Here is a 20817-nt window from a genome sequence, read left to right as displayed (position 1 = left end):
TGTCCGCATTCTTGTCTGCCATTGCAACCCGTCTGCGCATTTTCCACGCAGAATGGCCATGATCGATCAGAGGGTGTGGGGAATTTGCGTCGCGCGTTACAGGTCAAAATCATCGGCGTGGCGCTCGAAAACTTCGGTGAACTGATCGATGGCAAGCGGCAGTTTCTGGTAGGGCGGATAAAACGCTGTCAGCCAGATCTCCGGCGCGCGCCACTCTGACAGCACCTCAACCAATGCGCCTGTTGCGATGGCCTCCTGCACAATAAAACGCGGTAACAAGGCAATGCCCGCGCCAGCAACGGCCATTTGCGCAATCAGATCGCCGTTGTTGCAGGCAAATCCGGGCGGCACGCGCGTGGGCCGGACCGTATTCCCCGTTACATGCGCCAACTGCCAGACCTCGCCCTCGGATTGGTTGGTGTAGCCCAGACAGGCGTGGTTGCCGAGATCGCTCGGTACCTTCAAAGCGGCAGCACCGGCAAGATAGGCAGGGGCGGCCACCAGACAGCGCGGCACGGGCCTGATCTTGCGCCAGATGGTGGATTTGTCGCTGGGCGCCGAAGAAATCCGCAGCGCCATGTCGTGGTCATCCTTGATGATATCGACAAAGCTGTCTGTCAGGTTGACCCGCAAATCGACGCCGGGGTGCAATGCCGCATATTCGGTCAGGGGGTCTTTCAGAAAGCGGGTACCAAAGGAGAGCGGGCAGCTGATTTTCAGTGCGCCGGTCAGCGCGTCCTGATGCGCCCGCGCCAGATCATCGGCAAGGGCAAGATCGGTCACCAGCGGGCGCACCTTGTCGTAATATTGCAGGCCCGCCTGGGTGAGCGACACTTTTCGCGTGGTGCGGACAAATAGCTGAACCCCCAGAGTTTCTTCCAGTTCGGCAATGTAGCGTGTCACAGCCGAGGAGGAGCTGTTCTGCGCCCGCGCGGCGGCGGAAAAGCTCTGCGCATTGGCGACCGACAAGAAGGTTTTGATGCGTTCCAGGTGTCCGGCCATGATATAATCCCACTTTGCGGGATAATAACTTCCATAATCCGCCGCTTATCGCAACAGTTGGCTTTCCCTATCTTGGGGTCAGAAACAGGAGCTGTTGCGGCCGCAGGGTCGCGCTACCGAAAGGAGAAAGACATGCTGAACCAAATCAAGGGCCTGCATCACATGACGTCGCTGGCGGCGGATGCAAATGAGAACAATACCTTTTTTACCCAAGTCCTCGGGTTGCGCCGGGTCAAGAAGACCGTCAACTTTGACGCGCCGGATGTCTATCATCTTTACTACGGGGATGAGGTGGGAACGCCGGGCTCGGTGATGACGTATTTCCCGTTCCCCAACATCATCCGTGGCAGTCAAGGCACTGGAGAGATTGGCGAAACCGTCTTCTCGGTGCCGAAAGGGTCACTGGCGTTCTGGCAGGATCGTCTTGCCGCATATCATGCTGGCGAACTGGCCCTGCAGGACCACTTCGGGGAAAGGCGTCTGACGTTCAAAAACCCCGATGGCGAAGGCTTCGCGCTTGCCGAAATCGACGCGGATACACGTGCACCGTGGACAGGAAACGGGGTCGCCGAAGATCATGCGATCCGCGGGTTTCATTCCGCTGGCATGCGGCTGCAGGACGATGGGGCAATGGCAGAGTTGCTGGGCTTCATGGGCTACCAGAAAGTCGACCAAGCGGGAAACATCACCCGCTTTGCAGTCGCGGAGGGGACCGGTGCCAATACCATCGACCTTGAGGCGCTGCCTGATGTGGCACCCTCCCGACAGGGGGCGGGGTCCGTGCATCACATCGCCTTTGCGGTTGAAGACAGGGCGGCACAGCTGGAGGTGCGCAAGGCGCTGATGGACACCGGCTACCAGGTCACGCCGGTCATTGATCGCGACTATTTCTGGGCGATCTACTTCCAGACCCCCGGCGGCGTTCTGTTCGAAATTGCGACGAATGAGCCCGGTTTCGACCGGGATGAAGATACGGCAAACCTGGGTCAGGCGTTGAAGCTGCCAACGCAGCATGAACATCTGCGCCCGACACTTGAGCGTACATTGCAACCGATTGCCGGGTGAGGACGCCTCATGTCGCATGACAGCTACCTATACAAGGAGACTTTGGGACAAGGGGATGCACCCCTTGTCTTCACCTTTCACGGCACCGGGGGCAATGAGGCGCAGTTCCATGATCTGGCAACCCATCTGCTGCCCGGTGCGCATGTAATCTCCCCGCGTGGCGACGTATCAGAGCAGGGCGCCGCCCGGTTCTTTCGCCGCACGGGCGAGGGTGTTTACGATATGGCTGATTTGGCCGCGCGTACCGATGCCATGGCGCATTTCATGAGAGCGCATGTTGCGCGGTTGGCGCCATCGCGGGTGATCGGGCTGGGGTATTCAAACGGTGCCAATATTCTGGCCTCGGTCATGCTGGCGCAGCCTGATCTGGTGCAGGAGGCGGTTCTTTTGCACCCGTTGATCCCGTGGCAACCGGCACCGCAACCGGGGCTTCGCAAGACGCGCGTGTTGATTTCCGCAGGGGAGCGTGACCCGATTTGCCCACCCGAACAAACCCGGGCCTTGCAACGATATCTGTCGGCGCAGGGATCGGACGTACGGATCCACTGGCACGCAGGCGGCCATGAGATCGCGCAATCCGAACTTAGCGCCGTTCAGGATTTTCTCAGCACGGACCCGGGAAAGGATTGATATGCATCCCGAAGCGGCGTGGGTCATCAATCCGCACGTATCGCGCACCTGAAAAGCAGTGTTTTGCATCAAAGTGGTTGCATGATCGCCCTGCGCGGAAGAATGTCCGGGCAAAGATTCGGGTCACGCATACGGCCCGCGCTCGACCAGAGCGTGTCACTTCTTGAACGTAAAGGAACGCGCACGATGAAGAAAGTCTATAGCTCTGCGTCTGAGGCGCTGGATGGGGTGTTGCAGGACGGGATGCTAATCGCAGCCGGCGGTTTCGGGCTTTGCGGCATCCCAGAACTGCTGCTGCAGGCGATCAAGGATGCGGGTACCAAGAACCTGACCTTTGCCTCCAACAATGCGGGTGTGGATGACTTCGGCATCGGCATCCTGTTGCAGACGCGCCAGGTGCGCAAAATGATCTCCTCCTACGTCGGCGAGAACGCGGAATTCATGCGCCAGTACCTCTCGGGCGAGCTGGAGCTGGAGTTCAACCCGCAAGGAACCCTCGCCGAACGGATGCGCGCGGGCGGCTGCGGCATCCCTGGCTTTTATACGAAAACCGGCGTCGGCACGGTGATTGCCGAGGGCAAGGAGCACAAGGAATTTGACGGCGAGACCTACATCATGGAGCGCGGGATCGTTGCGGATCTGTCGATCGTGAAGGCGTGGAAAGCCGATGAGACGGGCAACCTGGTGTTCCGCAAGACCGCGCGCAACTTCAACCCACCTGCGGCGATGTGTGGCCGCATCTGCGTGGCGGAGGTCGAGGAGATCGTGCCGCTGGGCTCGCTTGACCCGGACACCATCCACCTGCCGGGCATCTACGTGCACCGCCTGATCCAGGGCACCCACGAAAAACGAATCGAACAACGCACCGTTCGCCAGAAGGAGGGCGCATAATGCCTTGGGATCGCAATCAGATGGCGGCGCGCGCCGCCGAAGAACTCGAAGACGGCATGTATGTCAACCTTGGCATCGGCATTCCGACCCTGGTGGCAAACTACGTTGGCGAAAAGGACATCACCCTGCAGTCGGAAAACGGCATGCTGGGCATGGGCCCCTTTCCTTTTGAGGGGGAAGAGGACCCGGACCTGATCAACGCAGGCAAGCAGACCATCACAGAGTTGCGCCGGACCTCCTATTTCGATTCAGCCCAGAGCTTTGGCATGATCCGCGGCGGCAAGATCGCAGCGGCCATTCTGGGGGCCATGGAGGTGGCAGAAAACGGCGATCTGGCGAACTGGATGATCCCGGGCAAGCTGGTTAAGGGGATGGGCGGCGCCATGGATCTGGTCGCAGGCGTCGGACGGGTAATCGTTGTGATGGATCACACCAACAAGCATGGCGACAGCAAGGTGCTGAAAGAATGCACCCTGCCGCTGACGGGCAAAGGCGTTGTGGACCGGATCATCACGAATCTGGGCGTGCTGGATGTGGTCGAAGGTGGACTGAAGATCGTCGAGACCGCGGAGGGCGTGTCAGAGGAAGAAATGCGCGCCGCAACACAGGCAAAAATCGTCTAGCCCCCTGTCGAAACTCTCATGCGCGCGCGGGGTATCATCCCCTGCGTGCGTGATTTTCCAAGACAAATGCAGTCAGGTCTCTTCCAGCACCCGTCGGGCCACCCGAAAACACTCCAACGCCTGCGGCACGCCACAATAAATCGCGACGACATGAATGATGGCGCGGATTTCTTCCTTGCTCACCCCGTTGGTGAGCGCGCCCCGGCAATGGATTTCCCACTCTGACATCTTACCCAACGCGCCGATCATCGCGAGGTTCATCATCGAACGGGTCTTGGCGTCGATCACGTCATCGCCCCAGCCAAAGCCCCAGCACCAGGCCGTCATCGCCTCCTGAAAGGGGCGGGTGAAATCATCCGCTGCAGCGAGGTTTGCCTCAACGTATTCCGCACCAAGGGTCGCCTTGCGCTGCTCCAGCCCTTTCAGAAAAAGATCCTCGTCAAAACTGCTCATGTCTCATCCTTTCAATTTGATGGCGAAGGTCCACAGCGCCTCGTGCCCTTTTACCGGCCATATCCCGATCCGCTTTAGCCGCCAACGGGTGTTTGAACACCGCCAACGGACCGTTCACTCACCAAAACCTGCCCGTTTCTCGCCTGTGCCGGGGTTGACCTCACCCATCAAGCGCTTCCCGCATCCATTGCTGCAGGTGCATGAGGGAATGTTCGGAATTCACGCCGGAAGCGGGATCAACCACCAGCGGGCCGGGCCTGTAGCCGCGCGACTTCAGCCCGCGCTGAACCGATTCCACCAGGTGAATATCCTCCTCGACAGTGGTTTCGCGGTCCTGTGCCGCCAGTTGCCGCACGGTGGCGTCCTCCTGTCCGTCGATGGCGTACCAGCCGCGCCAGACCACCACATGATCCGCGTCGATCTCACGCCAGTGGTAGGTGTTCAACACGTTGCCGGGGTAGACCTGAAAGCTGAACATGGGCCACAAAAACCAGCTGGAATAGGCGTCGTAATGGGCGTGGCCGGAATGGATGTCGTAGCGCATCGCCTCAAGGTTCTGGCATTCGGTGGTGTGGCGCAGGCACTTGCCCTGCGGCTGGATGTCGTAGGTCGAAGGTTTCACCACGCCCGTGGCAAAGGTCGGATGGTTTAACGCGCAGTGATAGCATTCGGAATAATTCTCGATGGAGACTTTCCAGTTGCAACGCTCCGAGATATCGACCCACTCCAATGGCTGCAGCCGCGCCCAATGCGGCACCCATTCCTCCAGCTGGGCGCGCGTGTTGGGAAACCAGTCTTCCATCGGCCGGGCATCGGGATCCAGATTGACAAAGAGAAAGCCCAGGAAGTTTTCCGCGCGCACCTCGGTCAGGCAGATATCTGATTTATCCAGCCCGGCGACGGCATCGATGTTCGGCCCGGCGCGCAACTGACCGGTCAGCTCATACGTCCAGGCATGGTAGGGGCAGGCCACCACGCGGGTGCTGCCGGTGCCAGAGACCAGTTGATGCGCCCGATGCTGGCATACGTTGTAGAAAACGCGGATCTGATCGTCGCGCCCGCGGATGGCAAAGAGGCTTTCGCCCGCAATCTCGAAGGTCGTGTAATCCCCGGGCGTGGTCAGCAGGCTGGTATGGCAGCCAAATTGCCAGGTCCGCCCAAGCAGGCCGCTGCGCTCGATCTCGAAAATCTGCGGGTCCGTGTAATACCGCGCCTCAAGCGTCCGCAACGCTTCGGTCATCGGTCGGCAGCCTCATGGTAGATCTGCAGTTCATGGCGGCGCTTGTGAAAGGCGGTGACGCGGTCCACGATTTCGTCGCTTGCAACGGCGATGACAAAGGAGAGCAGCGTTTCCAGCAGGGCGATGGTGCTGACGGAGGAGGGAAAGAACTGCGGTGTGTCGACGGCGACAACAAACCCGTGATCCGCCGCCAGAATGACCGGGCTGGCCGGGCTGTCCGATAGGCCAATCACCGTCAGGCCCTGTTCCTGCGCAATTGCAATGGCCTCGATGACCTCGGTTCTGTAGGGCTTGCAGGTCATGGCAATCAAGACATCCTGATCATCCGCCCAGGCAAGATCATCCACTGCCGTTGATCCGGGCCGGGGAATAGCATGAAACTGCGTCATGCCGGTGGAGGCCAGGTAGGTGAAATTCCGAGCATTGGCGTTGTTGACGCCAACCCCGAGGGCATAGACATTGCGCGAATTCCAGATCGCCTCGGCGGCGGTCTTGAGCTGCTCGGCTGTGATCTGCGCGAAGGTCTCCTCGATATTGCGCAGCGCGTCCTGCACCATATCCGCATAGAGACCGCCCAGATCGCCGGATTTACGGATGTCCTGCAGCCAGCGTGCACGCTCCGGAAAATCCGCTGATCCTGCCCGAATGGCCGCGCGAAAGGGCGCGCGGAAATCCTCGTAGCCTTCAAAACCAACCTGACGGGCCATCCGGACAAAGGTATTGGGTTTGACATTGGCTGCTTCCGCGATCTCGCGCACCGTCGAGACGCCGACATCGTTCGGGTTTTCCAGCACGTAGCGTGCGGCTTTGCGCGCCTCCGGCGTCAGCGCGTCCCAGACGGCGCTGAGCTGGTGCAAGACGTGTCTTGATACATTTGTTTCATTCATGATTGACAATGGTACATATGTATACTTAGCCTGTCGAGTAGTTTCAGGACCGCCCTCGAAAAGGACGCAGCGATGCCGGAAAATGCCCTTCCAAGCCACGCCCGGGTGGTGATCGTCGGCGGCGGGGTAATGGGTTGTGGGCTAGCCTATCATCTTGCACACGAAGGCTGGCGCGATGTTGTACTGTTGGAAAAAGCGGAGCTGACCTCGGGCTCGACATGGCACGCAGCCGGGCAGATCACCCAGTCCACCAGTTCCTTCGGGCTGGGCAAATGCGTCGACTACAACATCGGGTTGTATTCGGGCGAGCTGGAGCGTGAGGCCGGGCAGGCGGTCACATGGCATGGCTGCGGCTCCTTCCGGCTGGCTTATACCGAAGATGAAATGGACTGGCTGCGCCACACGCTGTCCGTCGGGCGGTCATTGGGTTTCAACATTGAGCTTGTCGGGCGCGATCGCGTCGCTGCCCTGCATCCTTTCTACAATCTCGAAGGTGTACTGGGCGCGCTGCACACGCCGGATGACGGCCACGTCGACCCGACCAATGTAACCATGGCGCTGGCAGCGGGCGCACGGCAATTGGGGGTGCGGATCATCCGTCGGTGTCGGGCGACAAACATCACGCAAGATCCGGGTGGCGCATGGCGGGTGGATACCGAGCAGGGCACCATTCGGTGTGAGCATGTGGTCAATGCCGGCGGGACCTATGCACGCCAGATGGGGGAATGGTCCGGCTTGCAACTGCCGATGACCTCGATGACGCACCATTATTTTGTCACAGAGCCGGTCCCCGAGTTTGAAAACCTGGACCGGGAACTTCCGGTCATTCGGGACGACAAGAAGGTGTCGGGTTACATCCGGATGGAGCAGAAACGCGGCCTGATCGGCATCTATGAGAAGGAAAACCCGAACACGGTGTGGGAGGATCACTGTCCGTGGGCAGCGGAAAATGAGCTCTTTGACCCTGATTACGACCGGGTCATGCCGTGGCTTGCGGAAAGTCTGAACCGCATGCCGATCCTTGCCGATTTGGGCATCGCCCGCGAAGTCCACGGGGCCATCTCGCATCCCCCCGATGGTAACCCGTTGATCGGGCCGGCACCGGGCCTGCGCAATTACTGGTGCTGTTGCGGTACGCAGATCGGGATCGGCTGGGGCCCGGGGCTCACCCGCGAACTGGCGCGGTGGATGGTGCATGGTGCAGCAGACATTTCGATGCGGGACCATGACCCGCGGCGGTTTGGCAGCTACGCGCAGAAACCGTGGCAGGTGATCAAGGCAAAAGAGGATTACTGCCTGCGCCACGAAGTACCCTTTCCGCATTTCAACCGGCTGGCGGGCCGCCCGATCAAGCCATCGCCGCTTTATGAGCTGCTGAAAGGCAAGGGTGCGGTGCATGAAGAGGTCTGTGGTTTCGAGCGTCCGCGATGGTTCGCAAAACATGGCCTTGCGCAGCAAGATCATTACTCCTTCCGGCGCAATGAGGTGCATGAGATTGTCGGCGAGGAAGTCAAGGCGGTGCGGGAGCGTGCGGGCATTATGGATGTCACGGCCTTCACCAAACTGCGGGTCGAAGGGGCAGGGGCGCATGCGCTCCTCGACCGCCTGACGGCCAACCGCATGCCGCAAAAGGCAGGTGCCATCACGCTGACGCATATGCTCAACCGTCGGGGCCGTATCGAGCTGGAGACGACAATCCTGAAAATGGGCGAGGGGGTTTATTACCTCGTCTGCGCCGCCTTTTTCGAACAACGGTTGCGGGATCATCTGGCGCAGCACCGAGAGGAGGAAGACGTGACCGTAAAGTCGCTGTCCTCTGAGTGGTCGGCGCTGTCTTTGAACGGGCCCCGCGCCCGCGACGTGCTTGCCGGATGTACCGATGCCCCGCTCGACAATCACCGGTTCCGCTGGTTGTCGGCTCAGCAAATATCAATTGCGGGCCATGATGTCTGGGCCTTGCGCATGTCTTATGCGGGAGAGTTGGGGTGGGAATTTCACATGCCCAATGCGGCCTGCCTTGAGGTCTACAATGCCCTTTGCTCGGCGGGACAGGCGTTTGGACTGGCAGATTACGGCTCCTTCGCGATGAATGTGATGCGGATGGAGAAAGGGTTCAAAGGCGTGGCAGAACTCACCAACGAAGTCACCCTGGCAGAGGCGGATGTGATGCGGTTTGTGGCTCTGGACAAGGCGTTCCTTGGCAAGGCGCAATCACTCGCGGAAACCACCGAGTTGCGTCGGCTGTGCAGCTATCTGGAAATCGAACCGGACGGGGTGAATGATGGTCATGGCGGCGAGGCGGTCCTGTTGAACGGTGAGCTTGCCGGATCGATAACCTCAATCGTCTATGGGCACACCGTGCGCAAAATCCTTGCCTTCTCCTACCTCAAACCGGAAGCGGCGGTGTCTGGCACGCATCTTGATGTGCTCATCGCCGGACAGCCGCGTGCGGCCAAAGTGCTTGGCGCGCCCGCGTATGATCCCGACAGCCTGAACCCTCGAACAGATACCCTAGCGGAGCTCATTGAATGACCATCCCAACCACCATGCAAGCCTATGTGCTGACACGGCACGGCGGGCCCGAGGCCTTGGAATACCACACCGACTGGCCCACGCCCGAACCGGGCCCTTTCGATGTCCTGATCAAAGTGGGCGCTTGCGGGATGAACAACACCGATGTGAACACGCGATCCGGATGGTATTCCAAGACTGTGACCGAGGCGACAACGGGTGATGCCTATCAGGAGGTCGCGGAAGAGGATCCCTCATGGGGTGGGGCGCCGATCACCTTTCCGCGGATCCAGGGGGCGGATGCGGTCGGCGAGGTTGTGGCGGTGGGGGCGCAGGCTGACCCCTCTCTCATGGGGCGGCGTGTCATGGTCGATTGCTGGCTGCGTGATTGGGACGACCCATTGAACAAGGATAAAACGGGGTATTTCGGGTCGGAATGCGATGGCGGTTTTGCCCAATACACTGTGGTCGATCATCGCAATGTCCGCGCGGTGACAAGCGATCTGAGTGATGCGGAACTTGCCACGTTCTCATGCTCCTATTCGACCGCAGAAGGCATGTTGACCCGGGCCAGTGTCACCAAAGGCGACACGGTGCTGATCACAGGCGCCTCTGGCGGCGTCGGCTCTGCTTTGATCCAGTTGGCCCATCGGCGCGGGGCACGTACGGTCTGCTTGGCGAGCGAGGCAAAGCATACCGATATCGCCGCGCTCCATCCGACAGCGATGCTGCCGCGTGCGCCCTCGAACCTGCGAGCCGCGCTGCGTGACGCCATTGGTCAGGATACTGTCAGCGTTGTGGCAGACATCGTTGGCGGCGATTACTTTGGCACCGTCATCGATGTTTTGGAACGGGGCGGGCGCTACACCTGTTCGGGCGCGATTGCCGGTCCGATTGTCGCGCTGGATCTGCGGACATTCTACCTGCGGGATCTGACCTTCACCGGTTCCACCGTCCTGCCGCCGCATGTCTTTGCCGATCTGGTCGGGTACATCGAGCGGGGTGAAGTGCGCCCGATGCTGGCAGCAACCTACCCATTGGCGGAACTCAACGCGGCGCAGGCCGCATTTGTTGAAAAGAAACACACCGGCAATATCGCGGTGATCCCCTGAGGCGCGGAGGGGGCGGTAGGGCGTGACGAAACACCCTAGCGCGGTCCCAAAGGACGGAGTTTGCAATGCTCAAGGTCAAGACACAAGATGAATGGATCACCCGGGCAAGAGAGGTTTTGCCCGCAGGTGGCTTTGGCAATTTCGATCCGGGCATCATCATCGCACGCGGTGAGGGCAGCCGGGTGTGGGATGAAAACGGCACGGAATATGTCGATTATCTGATCGGATCGGGACCCATGCTGTTGGGCCATGGGCATCCGGAGGTCATGGAAGCCGTGCTGGAACAATTGCCAAAGGGGATGACATTTTTTGCCAATAATGCCAAAGGGATCGAACTGGGCGAGGCGATTTGCGCGGCCGTGCCCTGTTGCGAACAGGTGCGGTTTGTCACCTCGGGCGGCGAGGCGGATATGTATGCAATCCGTCTGGCGCGAGCGGTCACCGGGCGTGACAAGATCCTGAAGTTTGAAGGCGGGTATCATGGCATGAGCGCCGAAGCCCAGATGAGCCTCGCGCCCAATGTCCAGGTCAATTTCCCCCAAGCGGTGCCCGACAGCGCCGGCATCCCGCAGGGTGTCGCCGATCAAATGGTTATCGCGCCCTTCAACGATCTAGACGCAGTGGCGTCTCTGCTGGCCGAATACGCCGACATTGCCGCCATCATCGTGGAACCGTTGCAGCGTATCATCCCGCCACAGCCCGGATTTTTGCAGGGCCTGCGGGCGCTTTGTGACCGGCATCATGTGCTGCTGATCTTTGATGAAATCGTCACCGGGTTTCGTCTGGCCTATGGCGGTGCGCAGGAGCGCTATGGCGTTGTGCCCGACATCTGTACCTTGGGAAAGGTGATCGGGGGCGGGTTTCCTCTGGCAGCTTTGGGCGCCAGTGCCGAAATCATGCGACATTTCGACAAGGCGGCAGTAGGGGCCGACGGGTGGTTGATGCAGCTTGGGACACTGTCGGGCAATCCGGTTGCCGCCGCTGCCGGGCTGAAAACGATGGAGGTGCTGCGCCGTGACGGCATGTATGATCACCTCCGCAACACCGGGGAAAGCCTGCAGACCATGCAGTCGGAGGCCCTGCAGAAGGCCGGTATCGCGCATCAGATCTGCGGCGACCCGACACTCTTTGATATCTATTTCACGGCGCATGATTGTCTGGATTATCGCAGCGCAAAGCATTCCGACGCTGACATAAACGCCACCTATAACAAGGTCCTGCGCGACAATGGTGTCTTTAAATCTCCCGGAAAACTCTACCCTTCGCTCGCGGTCACGGACGACGATCTTGCCGTGACACAGCGCGCCGTTGAGAAAGCGGTCGCCGCCCTCTCGGCGGCCTGGGCAGGCTTTCTCGCTGATTTGACGTCCCACGGTGCGCGAGGCCTTGTTGGTTACAAAAGCGACAATTAAAGCAATCTGAGACCTTCTGGATCGGGCGCGCCCATCAAATATGTCAGATCCTGAACCGGAATTACAATGAGATCTGGCCCGCGCACCAGATCAGGGAGACATAGATGAGCAAGGCCTTCGCGTCCCAAGGGGACCTGTCAGAGAAGAAAATCACCTTTGATGAAATCGGCGAGGGCCTTTGGGCGTTCACCGCCGAAGGAGACCCCAATTCCGGCGTGATCATCGGCGACACGTCCGTGATGATCGTGGAAGCACAGGCGACCCCGCGCCTGGCTGGCAAGGTCATCGAGAAGCTGCGCGGGATCACCGACAAACCGATCAGCCATGTGGTGTTGACCCATTATCATGCTGTGCGCGTGCTGGGCGCCTCGGCCTATGGCGCCGATCAGATCATCATGTCGGATGCGGCACGGTCGATGGTGGTCGAGCGCGGGCAGGAGGATTGGGACAGCGAATTCCAGCGCTTCCCGCGTCTCTTTGAAGGGCACGAAAGCATCCCCGGTCTGACTTATCCGACAACGACCTTCAGTGACAGTATGACGGTCTACCTTGGCAAAAGACGGGTGGACATCAAGCATCTGGGCCGCGCGCACACAGCCGGCGATGCGGTCATCCATGTGCCGGATCAGAACGTGATGTTCACCGGGGATATCGTTGAAGATCACTCCGCATGTTATTGTGGAGACGGACATTTTAGCGATTGGGGTACCACACTGGATGCGATCCAGGCCTATGATGTGGACGCGATTGCACCAGGCCGCGGGGATGCGCTGGTGGGGCGCGACGCGGTGGCGCGGGCCATTGCTTCGACCCGCGATTTTGTCGACAGCACCTACCGGCCCGCAGCACGTGTCGCCGCGGGTGGCGGCGCGCTGAAAGACGCATGGGACGCCGTGCGGGCCGCCTGCGATCCGAAGTTCAAGGACTACGCGATCTACGAGCACTGCCTGCCGTTCAATGTGTCCCGCGCCTATGATGAGGCGCGCGGCATCGATACCCCGCGCATCTGGACCGCCGAACGCGATCTGGAAATGTGGGCCGCCCTGCAGGGCTGATCGCAGGCAAGGGAGGCCAGCCGTGGTGGATGTCAGATATGATATTGCCTTCAAACTCTACCCCTACACCCGCGTGCCGGCGCAAGACGCGGCGGCGGTTCGTCATCCGGTAGTGATCGTCGGCGGCGGGCCCATCGGCATGGCGCTTGCGCTGGATCTTGGGCAAAAGGGCACGCCAGTTTTGGTGCTGGATGACCATGAAGGGGTCGGGCAGGGCAGCCGCGCCATCTGTTTTGCAAAACGCACCTTGGAGATTGCGGATCGTTTGGGGGCAGGCCAGCCCATGGTGGACAAGGGCGTTGTCTGGAACGTCGGCAAAGTGTTTCACGGCGACGACAAGGTGTTCGAGTTCAACCTGCAACCGGAACCCGGGCACAAACGGCCAGCCTTCATCAACCTGCAGCAACCCTATTTTGAAAAATTTCTGGTCGAGGCCATCCGCGCGGCCCAAGAACAGGGCGCGCCGATTGAAATTCGCGGGCGCAATGCGGTTACCGGGCTGACGCAGCACGCGGATCACGTGGCGCTGGACGTCGACACGCCCGATGGGCGCTATCAGGTTGAGGCCGATTGGCTGGTGGCCTGTGACGGTGCGCGGTCCCCGGTCCGGGACATGATGGGCCTCAGCTTTGAGGGGCGGGTGTTTGAGGATAACTTCCTGATCGCGGACGTCAAAATGACCGCCGAGTTTCCTACCGAGCGCTGGTTCTGGTTCGAGCCGCCATTCAAGGACAGCGGGCAATCCGCACTCTTGCATAAGCAGCCGGATGACATCTGGCGGATTGATTTCCAGCTGGGGTGGGACATTGACAGGCAGGCCGAACTGGACCCGGTGAAAATCCGCGCGCGGGTCGATGCCATGCTCGGCGAAGGCGCCGAGTACGCGTTGGAATGGACGTCCATCTACACCTTCCAGTGTCGCCGCATGAAGAAGTTTCGCCATGGCAATGTGCTCTTTGCAGGCGATAGCGCGCACCAGGTCTCGCCCTTTGGGGCGCGGGGCGCGAATTCCGGCATCCAGGATATCGACAATCTTGGGTGGAAACTCGATCTGGTGGTGAAAGGATTGGCGCCTGATGGGTTGCTCGACAGCTATTCGGCGGAACGGGTGCATGGCGCGGATGAGAACATCCTCAACTCGACCCGCGCGACGGATTTCCTGACGCCCAAAACGGAGATCAGCGCGATTTTCCGCAATGCGGTGCTGGATCTTGCCCGCGATCACGCTTTTGCACGGCCGCTGGTGAATTCCGGGCGTTTGTCGGTGCCCTGCGTTTACGATGATATGCCGCTGAACGGAACGGATGGGCTGGCAGGGCCCGAGATGACCCGCCCGGGCGCACCATGTGTCGATGCGCCTTTGCGACAGGGGCATTTGCTGGACCGTCTGCCGGGTCAATTCACGGTCCTGGCGTTGAACACAGAGGCCCCGGAGATATCTGATGTCGGCGGGGTTAGCATAGGCACAGTGTCATTGATGACAGATCAGGACGATCCGACAGGCGCGCTGGCGCAGCGGTATCTGGGAGCTTGCGGCGCGGCGGTCTATCTGATCCGCCCCGATCAACATGTGGCGGCCCGGTGGGCGCAGTGCGATGCCGAGGCGATCCGATCCGCCGTTGATCTGGCTTTGACACGGGGAGCAGGGGGATGACGCTGAAGCTGACACCAAACATTGCCGATCCGGATGACTTTTACGACGCCTTGCTGGCGGCACATGAAGGATTGGACAAGGCGCAAAGCGATGCGCTCAACGCGCGGCTGATCCTTGTGCTCGCCAACCACATTGGCGACCGGGAAACGCTGTTTGAGGCACTTCAAACCGCCAGGGCAAGGGCGCGCGACTGAGTTTACGTCGCCCTTGGGGGACGTGTAATGTCCGCATCATGCCAACCCGCGTTCACCGCTAGGTGGATCAGTCCTCGATAAATGACTTGCCGGCCTTGCCGCGATATAGGGCGGTCAGCTCCTCGGGCACTTCTGTGCCATCCACCAGAAATGGCAGGATCCCCTTGCGCAAGGACGCCCCGCGAGAGGCTTCGATGTCGGCATCAGACCTGGTGGTGCGTTGCGACAATCGCCGACCCCATTGCGCCAAATACCCATAAAGGCGATCAACCTCCTCCTGATGTCGGTCGGATTTTCCAAGATCGTCAAATTCCTGAGGGTCTTTTTGCAGATCAAAGAGCATGGGGCGGAACCCCCCTTCGGCATGCATCAGCTTGTAGCGCCCGTCAAAGACCATGAAGAGCCTGGCATCACGGGGTGCGAGGCCCAGCTGCGCGCATTGCGCGGTGGGGGAGTAGTCGAATTCGCTGATCACGAAATCGCGCCACTCCGGGGTCTCGCCCCGCAGCCACGGCAGCAGCGAGCGGCCCTCAAGAATATGATCCGCGACCTCACCACCTGCTGTCTCCACGAAGGTTGGCGCCAGATCAATCGCCTCGACCAGCGCGTCGCAGGTGGTGCCGCGTGTCGCGTCGGCCGCAGGGCGCGGATCATAGAGGATCATCGGGATCTTGGCGCTGGGATCGTGGAACAGTTCCTTTTCCCCCAGCCAGTGATCCCCCAGATAGTCGCCGTGATCGGAGGTCAGCACGATCATCGTGTTGTCCATCCGTCCGGTGTCATCGAGGAAATCAAGCAGGACGCCAAGCTGGTCATCGCATTGTTTGATCAGGCCCATGTAGGTCGGAATGACCTTGTCGCGCACGTCGTCGCGCTGAAACGCCTGTGAGACCTTGCTGCGCATGTAGACGTCATAGATCGGATGTGGGTCGTTCTTTTCCATGGCGTGCCGCGCCGGTTTTGGCACATGGTCCGGGCCAAACATGTCATGATAGGGCGCGGGCACGATGTAGGGCCAGTGCGGTTTGATGTAGCTGACGTGGGCGCACCAGCCGTCCCCGGCCTGTTTGATGAATTCAATGGCCTCGCGCGTCAGCCAGGGGGTTTCGCTGTCTTCCTCGCGGATATTGGCGGGCTGATCGGCATTGGCAAACATCCACCCCGTCGCCTTGTTACCTGATGCATCAATGCCCGCATTGGCAAAATCGGCCCAGGGGTTCTCTGACGGGTAGCCCCTTGATTTGAGATACTCGTTATAGGGCGATCTCTTCTGATCATAGAGCCCATCGGGTCCGGCGCCCCAAAGCCCGTCATCGCGGACCCAAGGATCGAACCCGCATTCCGACTGGCGCACGCCGATGATGCTGTCCTTGTCGATCCCCAGACGGGCCATGCCCGCGTCGTCAGCTTTCATATGGGTTTTGCCGATCAGGGCACAGGACATGCCAGCGCGCCGCAAGTGATCGCCCATCGTGTGCTCGCCCACGCGCAGGGGAAAGCCGTTGAACTGCGCGCCGTGCGAAGAGACATAGCGCCCGGTATAAAAGCTCATCCGTGACGCGCCACAGATCGGAGATTGCACATAGGCATTGGTGAAACGGACACCCATCTTCGCAACGCGGTCGAAATTGGGGGTATGCAGATGTGGATGCCCGGCGCAGGACAGATAGTCAAAACGCAGCTGGTCATACATGACGAACAGGATGTTGAGCGCGGGCGCCTTCGGGTTCTTGGACATAAATCATCTCCCCGGTCCATCAGTGCCAAGATCGCGGCCAAGCTTCAATTCAAAACGAAAACGCCCCGGCGGGTGCCAGGGCGTGATCTTGTGTTCCGGATCAAGGGCTATCCGGGCTGAAAGCAGAACGCCAATGGATAGGACACGCGCCGCGTGGTTGTGCCGAAAATGTTGTTGGGCGCGTTGAAGCTGCCGACAATCGTGCGGTCCCATGCCGTGACTTCCGCAGCGTAGCCGCATTCGATGGGCGGTTGACCACCGGTCGCCGCGATATGGGCCTGCGTGATGTTGAACTCGGACAGCAGCACGTTTGTGGCGTTGCCGGGCACCGTGCCCCCCAGGCTGATTTGCGGTCTGTCCGACCCGTCGTTGTCAAAGACGGCATCCAGAGGCTGCACAACGCCACCACCGTCGCGGTCATTGGGCGCAATGGATTGCCAGCCCACCACATTCCCACCGGTCCAGCGCAGGGTATAGCGCCAGAAGTGCTGATCCCGGGCGCGTCCAAGCAGATCGAGGATGACGTCGCTTGATCCTGCGGTGACATCACAATCGCTGACCTGGGCGTCCGATCCCGATGCAACGCCCAGCGTCATGGAGACGTCACCCGTCAGAGGCATATCCTTGCTGGCGGGCAAGGCATAGGTGTTGTTGTCCAACCGTACCGTTTCAACCGCGGAGACGGAGAAGGGCACCGCGCTGCCAACCTCGCGCATCACCAGACGAAACTGCACCGTGACCGGTGGATCGCCTGCTTCGACGCTGGCGGCAAAGGCGCTGGAGTTCCAGACCGCGAGGCTTGCGTCCTCGCCGCATTCATCAAAGCGCCGGTAGTCGGCGAGGTTGAACCACCCGTTGCCATCCGGCTGATAAAGCTGGCGCGGATTGCTTGCCGAGGGTGCGCAATCAATGATCGGGGACGGGTTGCCATCCAGTTGCCGACGCCAGTTTGTGGGCACGGCCAGCGTATTGGGATCGCCGATGGCCGGAAAACCGGAGCCATCGTTCAATTCGATACGGAACTCGTATTGCGGCAGGATCGGACATTCCAGCCATGTGGGCATCGCGCCCTGGATCCGCAGCGATCCGCCAAATGGCCGGTCCGACAACCCGGGTGTTTGCGCGACACCGCCGATGATGTCGGTAATATCGACGCCACTGATCCGCGTGATGGAGGGGGCGCCGCAGGCAATTTCCCCTGCGGTCAGATGCAGGGCGTCCAGCCCCAGATCAAAGCTCGCGGGGAGAAGCGATTTCAACAGGACCTCATTGCGAAACCGCAAGGTTGGACCGGGCTGCAACGCGTCACCATCGGTATAAAGACCTTCGGCGCGCATATCGATCTCGGACGACATCAACTCGGACGGTCCGCCGGTTTCCGGGTCAACGCCAAAGGTGTAGGCATCCAGCCCGAAATCCACGCCTTTTGAAGGGATGCCCGCAGGAAGCGACGGCAGCAGTGTCTGATTTGACCGGAATATCGTGCCCGAGCGAACAGACAACAGATCGCCATCGATGAAGGCGGGCGCTGTTACTGTTGGGGCCGTGCCTTCTGTGGAAAACAGAATGTCGAGCTCAAAAGCTTCCAGCAGTTCGATCACGATCTGCGGCTGCGCCTGCAACTCGCGGCGTGACACATTGCCCATTTTTTCGATGAATTCGCGCCACCCAGCCGGACGCCCGAGCAGGCTGACCGCGTCTAGCCCGATGTCATGTCGCAGATCAAATCGCTGCGTGAGCGCAGAGTTTGGGATCACCAGACCGGTTGTGAAAATCAGATCACCCGCCCCGAACTGCTCGTTTGGATCGTCAAGTTCGGTGGAGAAGGCTAAAATCTCGCGCTCGCGGTCCAGTGCCGCTACGGCATCCAGCCCAAAATCGACGCGCGGAATGTCGAACCGTTGCAGCAGATCGCGGTTGCGACGGCAGATGGTGGTGGTGCCACCGTTAAAGGCCAGCAGGTCGCCATCGGAGACAATCGGGTTGCCGTCCGGTCCCTCCGACTGCTGCATGGTGAAGTCTTCGGATGTTGACAAAAGCAACCCTTCGCACCCGGCGCCTTGGGCATAAGACAGGCTGGCATTGCTGAGGAAGAACGATAGGCACAACAAAGTTGTTGGCGCAAAACGCCATGAAAATAAAAGCATAACTATAACTCCGAACAAAAAATAACTTTGCTAAAAAGTGATCATTACATAGCACAGAATGGCCGTTTTTTCAATCTGGGGTTGGGGCTGCTTAGGGCAGTCAGCGGTCGGGGTGCCGACTAGTGCCTGCGAGACGGAAGTGCTGCCCAGGCTGTGCGGAATGCTCGATAAGTCTAGAAATCAATGCCTTACTGGTCCGTTTGGATTTTGTGGGAACGGTGGGCAAAGCGCACGCTGTCACGCACCACGAAGGGTCAAAGCAGTTGCACTCTCATATCGAAAACCCGCGTTTTACCCGGGGTTTGAAGGGACGCTTGCGGGCGGGTGACGCTTATGAGTCGCCCCCCTCATTTTGGTCGCAGCGAGGCATCCGCCTCACCGCTGCGGCTGGAAATCCTTGGAGGCCAGTAACGCCGCCGCGGCAATCATAAGGCCGCCACACAGCTTGTTCACCAATCCTGAAGCAAAGCGTCTCAGCACCGTTGCCGACCGGATGCCGAGCCATCCCCAGAGCACTAAAATAGCGCCATCAATGACGATATAGGTGAGCCCGAGGATAAAGAGTTGTGGCAGTACCGCCAGCGTTGGGTCGATGAATTGGGGGAACAATGCGCCAAAGAAAACCACGGCAAATGGATTGGCCATCGAGGTCACAAACCCCTGTCGGTAAAGCCGCAACCGTGCAGGTGAGGCATTGGCGCGGACATCGGAGGGTTGCTCCTGTGATCGCATCAATTGCACCCCGATCCACACCAGATAGGCCACACCGAGCCATTTGATCCAGATGAATGCGGTTGCTGATGTGGCGATGATCGCGGCCAGGCCAAAGGCGGCGCCGGTCATCTGCAGACAGTTCGCAGTCAGGTCACCGGCGATGGTGTACACGCTCTTTCGCAGCCCGTGTTGAATGCTGTTTGAAACGATCAACAGTTGGCTGGTGTCGGGTGGGGTGGCGAAGAACACCGCCACCGCCGCCAGATAGATCAGATAGGTTTCCATTGGCATGATGTCCGCCTCTCCTTGTCCGCCCGCCGACTGGGCTGCACTACAAGACGCTTTGTCGCACAGTGGCACCTGGGATCAAGTGAAAGCCGATGTCCCTGCAGGCAGGTACCGGTTCCCCGGAAAGCCGCGCGATCATCATTTCAGCGGCCGCGTGCCCGAGTTTCAGGTGGGACACATGCACGGAGGTCAGCCGACGTTTCAGCACGGACGCAACGGCTAGATCGCCCCAACCGACAATGCCAATATCGCTGGGCACATCCAGCCCGTTTTGCTCGCAATACTGCAAACCGCCAAAGGCCATCGAGTCGTTTTGGTAAAAGATGCACTCGACGTTGCGATCAGATGCCAGCAGCTGTTCGGTGCCGTAGAAACCTGGGTAAAAACTCGCAGTGTCATGCAGACACAACTGTTTTGTGACTTTGCCACCCCCGTCTTCAATCGATTTCGTAAACCCTTCAAGGCGCGCGGTTGCCGCATTTGCTGTGTCGTGCGAGGTTCCGACAAAACCAACTGATTTGTATCCGCAACTGATGACAAACCTGCCCACATCAAAACCGCAATCGAAATGGTTGATCCCCACGCTCATGTCGAGCGGGCTGGAATTCAGATCCCAGATTTCCACGACGGGAATGCCCGCGTTGCGCAGCATGTCATAAGACCGTGGCGAATGAGATCTGCCGGTCAGGATCAGCCCCGCAGGTTGCCAGGACAGCACAGTGCGGATCCATTTCTCCTCTTCTTCCGCGGCATGTTGCGTGAGGCCCAAAACGGTCTGATGACCAAATGCGCCCAGCTTTCGGTCAATGCCTTCCAGCACCTGGGCAAAGACCTCATTGCCCAGATCCGGGATCGACACGCCGATGAATGTCGAATTCTGATCTCCCGCGAAAACACTCGCCAGGCGATTGGGCAGATAGCCGAGCTGATCCACTTTCGCCATGACCTTGGCTTCGGTTTTCTTGGAATATCCGCCTTCACCCCGTAACACACGGCTGGCCGTCATCTTTGAAACACCCGCCGCTTTGGCGACCTCAGAAAGGTTTATCTTACTGTTTTTATTCTGTTTATCGTCCATATCAGGTGATTTTACGTTACCGGTAACTTTTCGCTTGACAGTTTTGGCCTTTGGCGATGACCATGGCACAACGTTACGGGTAACTCAACGGATGTGAGCATTTACGCGGACGTCGGCGCCAAT

At 59.7% G+C, this 20817-nt stretch carries 18 protein-coding genes; 10 read left to right on the top strand and 8 right to left on the bottom strand.

Annotation, left to right across the window (positions count from 1 at the left end; genetic code table 11):
- Nucleotides 1-96: 96 nt before the first annotated feature.
- On the bottom strand, nucleotides 97-1002 hold the full coding sequence (locus tag Q1A63_RS10770) for a LysR family transcriptional regulator (RefSeq protein WP_298970554.1): 906 nt from the start codon (nucleotides 1000-1002) through the stop codon (nucleotides 97-99).
- A 132-nt stretch (nucleotides 1003-1134) separates the two neighbouring features.
- Between Q1A63_RS10770 and Q1A63_RS10765 the strand changes: the two genes are divergently transcribed.
- The 4 genes from Q1A63_RS10765 (at nucleotide 1135) to Q1A63_RS10750 (ending at nucleotide 4211) form a co-directional block, all read left to right on the top strand.
- Nucleotides 1135-2067 (top strand): VOC family protein, encoded by a 933-nt coding sequence (locus Q1A63_RS10765; RefSeq protein WP_298970556.1) that lies wholly within the window; start codon nucleotides 1135-1137, stop codon nucleotides 2065-2067.
- A 9-nt stretch (nucleotides 2068-2076) separates the two neighbouring features.
- Nucleotides 2077-2697, top strand: coding sequence for an alpha/beta hydrolase (locus tag Q1A63_RS10760; protein WP_298970558.1), 621 nt, complete (start codon nucleotides 2077-2079; stop codon nucleotides 2695-2697).
- Nucleotides 2698-2883: 186 nt separating this feature from the next.
- Entirely contained in the window at nucleotides 2884-3588 is a 705-nt protein-coding gene (locus tag Q1A63_RS10755; protein WP_298971567.1) for a CoA transferase subunit A, read from the top strand.
- On the top strand, nucleotides 3588-4211 hold the full coding sequence (locus Q1A63_RS10750) for a 3-oxoacid CoA-transferase subunit B (RefSeq protein WP_299631494.1): 624 nt from the start codon (nucleotides 3588-3590) through the stop codon (nucleotides 4209-4211). The genes Q1A63_RS10755 and Q1A63_RS10750 overlap by 1 nt, the downstream gene beginning before the upstream one ends.
- A 72-nt stretch (nucleotides 4212-4283) precedes the next feature.
- Here the strand turns inward: Q1A63_RS10750 and Q1A63_RS10745 are convergent, their stop codons facing one another.
- From Q1A63_RS10745 to Q1A63_RS10735, 3 genes are all read right to left on the bottom strand, one after another.
- Complete coding sequence (locus Q1A63_RS10745; protein WP_298970562.1) at nucleotides 4284-4664, bottom strand: carboxymuconolactone decarboxylase family protein; 381 nt, start codon at nucleotides 4662-4664, stop codon at nucleotides 4284-4286.
- Between the two features lie 160 nt (nucleotides 4665-4824).
- Nucleotides 4825-5904, bottom strand: a complete 1080-nt coding sequence (locus tag Q1A63_RS10740; RefSeq protein ID WP_299631491.1) for an aromatic ring-hydroxylating dioxygenase subunit alpha — start codon at nucleotides 5902-5904, stop codon at nucleotides 4825-4827.
- A complete protein-coding gene (locus Q1A63_RS10735; RefSeq protein WP_299631489.1) occupies nucleotides 5901-6791 on the bottom strand; it encodes a MurR/RpiR family transcriptional regulator in 891 nt (296 codons plus the stop codon). Before Q1A63_RS10735 ends, Q1A63_RS10740 begins: the two co-directional genes overlap by 4 nt.
- A gap of 72 nt (nucleotides 6792-6863) precedes the next feature.
- On the opposite strand from Q1A63_RS10735, the gene Q1A63_RS10730 reads away from it, so the two are divergent.
- From Q1A63_RS10730 to Q1A63_RS10705, 6 genes are all read left to right on the top strand, one after another.
- Entirely contained in the window at nucleotides 6864-9323 is a 2460-nt protein-coding gene (locus Q1A63_RS10730; protein WP_298970567.1) for an FAD-dependent oxidoreductase, read from the top strand.
- Nucleotides 9320-10414 carry an alcohol dehydrogenase family protein gene (locus Q1A63_RS10725; RefSeq protein WP_298970568.1) on the top strand — a complete coding sequence of 365 codons (1095 nt, stop codon included), beginning with the start codon at nucleotides 9320-9322 and terminating at the stop codon, nucleotides 10412-10414. The genes Q1A63_RS10730 and Q1A63_RS10725 overlap by 4 nt, the downstream gene beginning before the upstream one ends.
- A gap of 65 nt (nucleotides 10415-10479) precedes the next feature.
- Complete coding sequence (locus tag Q1A63_RS10720; protein ID WP_298970570.1) at nucleotides 10480-11826, top strand: aminotransferase class III-fold pyridoxal phosphate-dependent enzyme; 1347 nt, start codon at nucleotides 10480-10482, stop codon at nucleotides 11824-11826.
- A 104-nt stretch (nucleotides 11827-11930) separates the two neighbouring features.
- Nucleotides 11931-12881 carry an MBL fold metallo-hydrolase gene (locus Q1A63_RS10715; RefSeq protein WP_298970572.1) on the top strand — a complete coding sequence of 317 codons (951 nt, stop codon included), beginning with the start codon at nucleotides 11931-11933 and terminating at the stop codon, nucleotides 12879-12881.
- A 22-nt stretch (nucleotides 12882-12903) separates the two neighbouring features.
- Nucleotides 12904-14535, top strand: a complete 1632-nt coding sequence (locus tag Q1A63_RS10710) for an FAD-dependent oxidoreductase (protein WP_298970574.1) — start codon at nucleotides 12904-12906, stop codon at nucleotides 14533-14535.
- On the top strand, nucleotides 14532-14729 hold the full coding sequence (locus Q1A63_RS10705; protein ID WP_298970576.1) for a DUF2783 domain-containing protein: 198 nt from the start codon (nucleotides 14532-14534) through the stop codon (nucleotides 14727-14729). Before Q1A63_RS10710 ends, Q1A63_RS10705 begins: the two co-directional genes overlap by 4 nt.
- Before the next feature lie 67 nt (nucleotides 14730-14796).
- On the opposite strand, the gene Q1A63_RS10700 is transcribed toward Q1A63_RS10705, so the two are convergent.
- The 4 genes from Q1A63_RS10700 to Q1A63_RS10685 all read right to left on the bottom strand — a co-directional run bounded on the left by Q1A63_RS10700 (nucleotide 14797) and on the right by Q1A63_RS10685 (nucleotide 20694).
- Entirely contained in the window at nucleotides 14797-16467 is a 1671-nt protein-coding gene (locus Q1A63_RS10700; protein WP_298970577.1) for a sulfatase-like hydrolase/transferase, read from the bottom strand.
- A gap of 107 nt (nucleotides 16468-16574) precedes the next feature.
- Nucleotides 16575-18614 carry a hypothetical protein gene (locus tag Q1A63_RS10695; protein ID WP_298970579.1) on the bottom strand — a complete coding sequence of 680 codons (2040 nt, stop codon included), beginning with the start codon at nucleotides 18612-18614 and terminating at the stop codon, nucleotides 16575-16577.
- A gap of 375 nt (nucleotides 18615-18989) precedes the next feature.
- Nucleotides 18990-19619, bottom strand: coding sequence for a LysE family translocator (locus tag Q1A63_RS10690; protein ID WP_298970580.1), 630 nt, complete (start codon nucleotides 19617-19619; stop codon nucleotides 18990-18992).
- Nucleotides 19620-19659: 40 nt separating this feature from the next.
- Nucleotides 19660-20694, bottom strand: a complete 1035-nt coding sequence (locus Q1A63_RS10685) for a LacI family DNA-binding transcriptional regulator (RefSeq protein WP_298970581.1) — start codon at nucleotides 20692-20694, stop codon at nucleotides 19660-19662.
- Nucleotides 20695-20817: the final 123 nt, after the last annotated feature.

The sequence above is a fragment of the uncultured Roseobacter sp. genome (genome assembly GCF_947499265.1).
GTDB lineage: Bacteria > Pseudomonadota > Alphaproteobacteria > Rhodobacterales > Rhodobacteraceae > Roseobacter.
This window is presented reverse-complemented; position numbering and strand designations above follow the sequence as displayed.